The sequence below is a fragment of the Collinsella sp. D33t1_170424_A12 genome (genome assembly GCF_015554865.1).
In the GTDB taxonomy this organism is placed as follows: domain Bacteria; phylum Actinomycetota; class Coriobacteriia; order Coriobacteriales; family Coriobacteriaceae; genus Collinsella.
Window position 1 is genome coordinate 1 of sequence record NZ_JADNJJ010000006.1, and the last position, 6,814, is coordinate 6,814.

The following is a 6,814-nucleotide window of genomic DNA, read 5'->3' on the forward strand; positions in this document are numbered from 1 at the left end:
TCCATGGGCGACTGCGAGCTGCTCGTGGGTGCGTACCCCGACTATAAGATCCACGTTCATTCCAATACCCCCAACCTGGTGCTCGAGCACATGCTGCAGTACGGCCAGGTATACGAGGTGTTCATCCATAACATGGATATCGAGGCGGCCCAGCGTACCGCGAAGATCCATGCCGACCAGCAGGCTGCTTCCGAGCCCGCGAAGCCCCTGGGCTTCGTTGCCGTTGCGGCCGGATCCGGCGAGGCCGACATCCTGAAATCTCTCGGCGTCGACGTGGTCGTGTCGGGCGGTCAGACCATGAACCCCTCCACCGCCGATCTTCTCGATGCGGTTTCCCAGGTGAATGCCGAGGCCGTCATCATCCTGCCCAACAACTCCAACATTCGCATGGCCGCCGATGCGGCTGCTTCCGCTTGCAAGGATAAGCGCGTCGCGGTGGTCCCCACCAAGACCGTGCCGCAGGCGTTCTCCGCGCTCTTCGCCGTTATGCCCGACGCCGATCTCGACGAGTGCGTCGAGGCCATGGTCGAGGCGTTCGCCGAGGTTCGCGATGGCGAGGTTACGCGCGCCGTCCGCGATAGCTCCGCTTCCGACGGCACGCCCATCCACGACGGCGACGTCATGGGCATCATCTCGGGTTCGATCGATATCGTCGGTTCCGATGTGAAGCAGGTCACCGTCGACTGCATCAATCGCATGATGGACGATGAGGAGGGCGATTCTCTCACCATCCTGGCCGGCGAAGAGCTTGATGACGAGGCTTTCCAGGAGATTCTGGATGCCATCGAAGAGGCCCAGCCCGACCTTGAGATCGACGCCCAGCGTGGCGAGCAGCCCCTGTATCCGATCATCTTCTCCATCGAGTAGGGACGGCTTATCATGTCGCGCGGCGTGCAGCTGCCGGACGCATCCGCGCGACTTTCGCGCACCTCGCTGCTCGGTGCAGACGTGGCGCGTCTTCCATATGTTTCGGCATCGCGTGAGGAGGCCCTTCGCAAGCTCGATGTACATCGGGTGGGGGACCTCCTCTTTCACGTTCCATATCGGTATCTAGATTTCAGCCATGCCCATTCCATCGAAACCGCGCCCATCGGGTCGGTCTGCACGGTCGTCGCGGTGGTCGATCGGGTGCTGCAAAAGCGTCCGCGCCCCAACCTCACGGTTACCGAGGTTGCCCTTGTCGATGATACCGGCGTCATGAACGTCGCCTTTTTCAAGCAACCGTGGATCGCCCAGCAGATCAAACGTGGTGACCGGCTGGCCGTGATGGGTAAGGTCGAGTTCTCGTACGGCTTCAAGCAGATGGCGTCGCCACATTTCGAGAAACTTGATGCGAGTGCGAAAACCGGCTCTATCCTGCCGGTGCATAGGGTGCGCGAGGGGCTTACCGCAGCTTGGATGCGACGTATCGTTTCGACCGCGCTCGAGCAGGCGGTCGATCTATGCGATCCCATACCGGCTCGGCTTCGCGCCGGCCGGCGCCTCATGAGCCTCTCCCGCGCGCTTCGCCAGATTCACTTTCCTTCCTCGACCGGTCAGGTCAAGCTGGCTCGCCGCAGGTTGGCGTATGAAGAGGTCCTGTACCTGCAGCTCGCGCTCCGCTTGCGAAACGACGCGAATCTTTTGGAGGTTCGGCCCGTCGCGCATGTTCGGGGGGAACATGCCGCCGCGCTCATCGCCGCGCTCCCATTCGAGCTTTCCTCCGAGCAGCGCGCGGCCGTGGATGATATCCAGCGCGATATGATGAATCCCGGGCGCGTTATGAACCGCTTGCTTCTGGGCGATGTGGGTACGGGCAAGACCGCTGTGGCGAGCGCGGCGTTGGCGCTGGTCGCCGACACCGGGACCCAGGCATGCGTGATGGCTCCCACCGGCGTTCTCGCGCAGCAATATGCGGTGAAATGCGGTCCGCTGCTCGACGCCGCCGGAATTCGATGGGCGTTGCTCACGGGTTCCACGGGGCATCGGGAGCGCGAGCGGATCCTGCACGACCTGGCTTCGGGCTCGCTCCACGTCCTGTTCGGCACGCATGCGGTCCTGAGCGATGACGTCCGCTTCGCGCATCTGTCCTTCGTCGTGATCGACGAGCAGCATCGTTTCGGCGTGGGCCAACGCAACATCCTGCGCTCCAAGGGGCCCGGCGCCGATCTGCTCGTCATGACGGCGACCCCTATTCCGCGCACGCTCGCCCTCTCCGTGTATGGCGATTTGGACACCAGCATCATTCGCACCAGGCCCGTGCCAGGTGCCGGCGTTTCGACGCGCGTGCTCGACGATGCCAACCGCGATATCGCCTGGGGGGCCGTTCGCGCCGCGCTCGAGTCCGGACAGCAGGCATACGTTATCTGTCCTCTCGTCAACGAGAGGGAGCCCGAAGACGAGCTCGAGGACGTGCCCGGGGTCGAGGCGATGGATGGCGGCGGGCAGCGTTCGCGGCCGCCGCTGCGATCCGTGGAACGCGAGGCCGAAGAGCTTTCCCGCATGTTTCCCGATCGTGTTGTAGACGTGCTCCATGGCAAGATGCCGCCGCGCGAGAAGGATCGAGTCATCGAGGCGTTTCGCGCCGGCGCCGTCGATGTGCTCGTTTCAACCACCGTCGTCGAGGTGGGCGTGGATGTGCCCAATGCCACGGTGATGGTCGTGGAGAATGGAGAGCGTTTCGGCCTTGCTACGCTGCATCAGCTGCGGGGCCGCGTCGGACGTGGTAAGCTATCTGGCTCGTGTTACGTCATGTGCTCGCTCAAGCGCTCGCGCTCCAGGCGCAACGTCTCGCTCGACCGTCTGGAAGCCCTCGAATCGACATCCGACGGCTTCGCATTGGCCGAGCTGGATCTTCGCCTGCGTCATGAAGGGGAGATTCTCGGCCTGCGGCAGCATGGCGGGGTGAGCCTTCGCTTCGTCGACCTCGACGATGATGCCGATATCGTCGAGGCGGCCCATGACGATGCCTGCGAGCTGCTGCGGTATGCTCCGCGGCTTCATGCGACCGCCACGTTGCCCCTGCGCCACGAGGTGATCGATCGATACGGAGATGTTTTCAAGGAGGTCAGCGGCGGATGAGAATCATTGCCGGCGACTGGCGCGGGCGCAAGCTCGCAGAACCAAAGGGTCGCGAGACCACGCGCCCCACGACCGATCGCGTGCGCGAGGCCTGCGCCTCGATGATCGATTCCGCTCTCGAGACTGGCATCGAGGGCTCCTGCGTTCTCGATGCCTTCGCGGGGTCGGGCGCCATGGGCATCGAGATGCTTTCGCGCGGTGCGGATCGCGCCGTCTTCTTCGATGTAGACCGCGGCGCTGCGCAGCTCGTTCGAAAGAACCTCGAGTCGCTCTCGTGTCCCGCCTCGCGCGGCTCCGTCGTGGGCGGCGATATCTTGGCCGCTGCCGAGCGCGGGCGCGTTCCCGGCGCCCCGTTCGACGTCGTCGTCCTCGATCCCCCGTATGCGCTCGATGCCTCCACGGTGAGCTCCCTGCTCGATAACCTTGGGAGCCGCGGGCTGTTGCGCGAGGGCGCCGTGGCGCTCTACGAGCATGCGCGCGGTTCGGCGGGCGCGTCTGCGCGCGGGTTCGCGGAGGTGCGCGATAAGCGATATGGTGGAACATCCGTCCAGCTGCTTCGCTACGGCTCCGCTTCGCCCGATCGCGATGCTACGTGCGAGGCGGGCGCCGATGAGTAGCATCGAGCATGCCCTGGTCCCCGGCACCTTCGATCCCATCACATTCGGCCATATCGACGTCGTGCGCCGTGCGAGCCGCCTGTTCCCGAGCGTGACCGTCGCCGTGGCCGAATCCCTTGGAAAAAACGGCGTGGGCACGGTCTTCACGCTCGACGAGCGCGTCGAGATGGCGAGCCGTGCGCTGTCGGATATCGGCAACGTGTCGGTCTTGCCTTTTACGGGGCTGCTCGTCGATTTCGCCCGTGAGCAGCATGCCGGCGCCGTCGTCAAGGGGCTTCGCGCCATGACGGATTTCGAGTACGAATTGCAACAGGCCGAGCTCAACTACCGCCTCGATGCCGAGCTCGAATCCATCTACGTCATGAGTTCTCCGCAGTACGGCTACCTCTCCTCATCGGTCGTTCGCCAAATCGCCTCCTTTGGAGGGGATGTGTCGGACTTCGTGCCCGCGTGCGTAGTTGGCGCGCTGCGCGACCGCTTTCGGTAAGTCGCTTGCAGCATGTGGTACCATTACCGATTGACATGAAACCGTTGAAAGGAGATCGGATGCCGGGCGAGTACCTTCCTGGCGAGAGGATTGAGAGCTTGGTCGATGAGCTTGAGGGCATCATCGAGGAGGCCAAGCCGCCTTTCGGCAAGGGCGCGCAGTTCAAAGTGATCGAGACCGAGGTCTTCTTCAACATCCTCGAAGAGATCCGCATGAGCTATCCCGAAGAGTGGCAGAAATCCCGCCGTATCCTGCGCGAGCGCGATGAGCTCCTGGCCTCCGCCGTGTCCCAGGCTGACTCCATCGTGGCCGATGCCGCCCAGCAGGCGCTCACCATCGCCGGCGAGCAGGAGATCGTTCGCCTTGCCCAGCAGCAGGCCGATGATATCCGCGACCGCGCCCAGCAGTACGAGCGCGAGACGCGCTACGCCGCCGAGGATTACGCCGAGCAGGTGTTCACGCATCTCGAGGAGAACCTCAAGAGCCTTACCTCTACCGTTGCACGCTGCCGCTCCCAGCTCAATGAGAGCGCGAGCCAGTCCCAGAACGGTGCCTGGTAGCCATGGACGAGTTGATTCCAGTCGTGGTCGACCTTACCGGCCAGCTCGAGAACCCCGGTGAGTCGCTTCCGGTGAACGGACGCGTCGAGGTCTCGAGTTTCACGGTGGGGGATAAGGACTTCGCACTTGCCGACGGCATCTCCTATGATGTCGTCCTCACCAACGCCGGCGACGGTATTCTCGTGACGGGCATGGTTCGGGCCACCGCAACGGGTGCGTGCGACCGCTGCCTCGATGAGGCGCACGTGGAGATCGCGGGCGAGATCGAGGAATACTACCTCTTCGAGGAGCCCGAGGACCGAGAGGGGTTCGAAGACGGCTTCGAGCTCATCGGCGAGGACCGCCTCATCGATCTGGCGGGCGCCATCAACGATGCCGTCGTTATGGACGTTCCCTACGTCGTGCTGTGCCAGCCCGATTGCGCCGGCCTGTGCCCCGTGTGCGGGGTCAACCTCAATCGCGAGCAGTGCGACTGCGCCGCCGGCGCCGAGGAGCGCTGGGTGGAGAGCGATGAAAACCCCTTCGCAGCCTTGAAGAACCTTAAGTTCGACGTCTAGGCAGCTTGATTGTGAAGCTTCGTTCACAATTCCTCTACGCAGGTGGTGTTCATCAAAATCTCCCCTGTACACAGGACGTATCTATGCTAATATCGCTACTTGCGCGTAATTGTGCTCAAGATTAGTTTATAAGGAAGGTCAACATGGCAGTACCTAAGCAAAAAAAGGGTCGCGCGAAGACGCATTCCCGTCGCTCCACGAACATGAAGATCACCGCCGCCGCACGCTCCGCGTGCCCCCGCTGCGGTGCCGTGAAGCTTCCTCACCACGTGTGCCCCAACTGCGGGTTCTACAAGGATCGTGAGGTCATCGTTACCGAGTAGCTCTCATGAGCTATCGTGACGTTATCGCGAAACAAGCATGGCCGGCTCGGTGAGTCGGCCATTTCGCTATAGAGGGCAAATGGTTCCGTTGGGAGTTTGACATCATGAGTACTGTTCGTGTTTGCGTTGATGCCATGGGCGGCGATGAGCCCGTCGAGGTCGTGCTGCGTGGAATCGCGGCCGCGCTCGAGGCCGATGAGGGGCTCGAGATCGTCGTCGCCGGCCCCCAAGAGCAGATCGAGCCGTTTTGCAACGAGCACGAGCGCGCGGAGGCGCTGTTCGCTCCCGACGTTATCGAGATGGAGGACGACCCGATCGCGGCGGTCATGAAGAAGCGTAAGTCCAGCATCGTGCTGGGTTGTCGTGCCGTTAAGAAGGGGTCGGTCGATGGTTTCTTCTCGGCCGGCTCCACCGGCGCCGTCACCGCCGCGGGCGTGGCCTACGTCACTCCCTTTAAGTTCCAGGCGTCGACGGGGGAGAAGCGCCCCATCCGCCCGTGCCTGACCTCTACGCTCCCCAATCGCCGCGGCGGCTTGACGGTGTTTTGCGATATGGGGGCGAACCCGGATGTCGATCCCGAGGATGTCGTGCGATTCGCGCAGATGGGCGCCGCCTATGCCCGTACGGTGCTGAATGTCTCCGCCCCCCGCATCGGCCTGCTTTCCAACGGCACCGAGGAGGGCAAGGGCTCCGCGTTTACCAAGTCGTGCTTCCCGCTCATGCGTGAGCATGTCCCCGGGTTCATCGGCAACTGCGAGGGCAACGATATCGTCTCCGGCGATTTCGACGTCGTGGTTACGGACGGCTTCGCGGGCAACGTGGCCCTGAAGGCCACCGAGGGCGCTGCGAAGTTCCTCATGGCCGAGCTCAAAACCTCTCTCAAGAGCTCGCTGCGCGGCAAGATCGCCGCCATGCTCATCAAATCCGACCTCAAGGAGCTGAAGGATAAGATGAGCGGCGACGCCAAGGGCGGGGCGATCCTGCTGGGCCTGCGCGGGGTCGTGCTGATAGGCCATGGCGCCACCTCCGTCGAGGCCGTGAAGAACGGCGCCCTGGCCACGGCCCAGGCCGTGCGAGCGGGCCTTGTGGACAACGTTGCGGCTTCTATGGATGGTATTGTTCGGTAGCGTGAGCCCTCGTGTTGAGCAGCCCTGCTCGAGCGGGTACACTACTAACCGATTGTCGATACGGCAGGGCGTCCGCGCGGCCT

The 6,814-nt window shown here is 63.3% G+C and carries 8 protein-coding genes; all 8 read left to right on the forward strand.

The features are described 5' to 3' along the window. A partial coding sequence (locus tag I2E26_RS00380; protein ID WP_370551405.1) for a DAK2 domain-containing protein occupies positions 1-867 on the forward strand: 867 nt, incomplete at its 5' end. Between the two features lie 12 nt (positions 868-879). Next, positions 880-3,060, forward strand: a complete 2,181-nt coding sequence (recG, locus tag I2E26_RS00385; RefSeq protein WP_195419174.1) for an ATP-dependent DNA helicase RecG — start codon at positions 880-882, stop codon at positions 3,058-3,060. Beyond that, positions 3,057-3,677, forward strand: coding sequence for a 16S rRNA (guanine(966)-N(2))-methyltransferase RsmD (gene rsmD, locus I2E26_RS00390; protein ID WP_195419175.1), 621 nt, complete (start codon positions 3,057-3,059; stop codon positions 3,675-3,677). Before recG ends, rsmD begins: the two co-directional genes overlap by 4 nt. Further along, positions 3,670-4,164, forward strand: coding sequence for a pantetheine-phosphate adenylyltransferase (gene coaD / locus I2E26_RS00395; RefSeq protein WP_195419176.1), 495 nt, complete (start codon positions 3,670-3,672; stop codon positions 4,162-4,164). Before rsmD ends, coaD begins: the two co-directional genes overlap by 8 nt. 59 nt (positions 4,165-4,223) lie before the next feature. Further along, positions 4,224-4,724: an ATP synthase F0 subunit B gene (locus tag I2E26_RS00400; protein WP_147588369.1), complete on the forward strand. Its 501-nt coding sequence runs from the start codon at positions 4,224-4,226 to the stop codon at positions 4,722-4,724. Positions 4,725-4,726: 2 nt separating this feature from the next. After that, complete coding sequence (locus I2E26_RS00405) at positions 4,727-5,281, forward strand: DUF177 domain-containing protein (RefSeq protein WP_195419177.1); 555 nt, start codon at positions 4,727-4,729, stop codon at positions 5,279-5,281. Positions 5,282-5,424: 143 nt separating this feature from the next. Then, positions 5,425-5,604 carry a 50S ribosomal protein L32 gene (gene rpmF / locus I2E26_RS00410; protein ID WP_147588367.1) on the forward strand — a complete coding sequence of 60 codons (180 nt, stop codon included), beginning with the start codon at positions 5,425-5,427 and terminating at the stop codon, positions 5,602-5,604. A 104-nt stretch (positions 5,605-5,708) separates the two neighbouring features. Then, positions 5,709-6,731, forward strand: a complete 1,023-nt coding sequence (gene plsX / locus I2E26_RS00415) for a phosphate acyltransferase PlsX (protein ID WP_195419178.1) — start codon at positions 5,709-5,711, stop codon at positions 6,729-6,731. The last annotated feature ends 83 nt before the right edge of the window (positions 6,732-6,814 follow it).

What these genes read in the sequence shown, in the direction of transcription:
- recG (WP_195419174.1), top strand. Translation starts at nt 880, where the DNA reads ATGTCGCGCGGCGTGCAGCTGCCGGACGCATCCGCGCGACTTTCGCGC.
- rsmD (WP_195419175.1), top strand. Translation starts at nt 3,057, where the DNA reads ATGAGAATCATTGCCGGCGACTGGCGCGGGCGCAAGCTCGCAGAACCA.
- coaD (WP_195419176.1), top strand. Translation starts at nt 3,670, where the DNA reads ATGAGTAGCATCGAGCATGCCCTGGTCCCCGGCACCTTCGATCCCATC.
- I2E26_RS00400 (WP_147588369.1), top strand. Translation starts at nt 4,224, where the DNA reads ATGCCGGGCGAGTACCTTCCTGGCGAGAGGATTGAGAGCTTGGTCGAT.
- I2E26_RS00405 (WP_195419177.1), top strand. Translation starts at nt 4,727, where the DNA reads ATGGACGAGTTGATTCCAGTCGTGGTCGACCTTACCGGCCAGCTCGAG.
- rpmF (WP_147588367.1), top strand. Translation starts at nt 5,425, where the DNA reads ATGGCAGTACCTAAGCAAAAAAAGGGTCGCGCGAAGACGCATTCCCGT.
- plsX (WP_195419178.1), top strand. Translation starts at nt 5,709, where the DNA reads ATGAGTACTGTTCGTGTTTGCGTTGATGCCATGGGCGGCGATGAGCCC.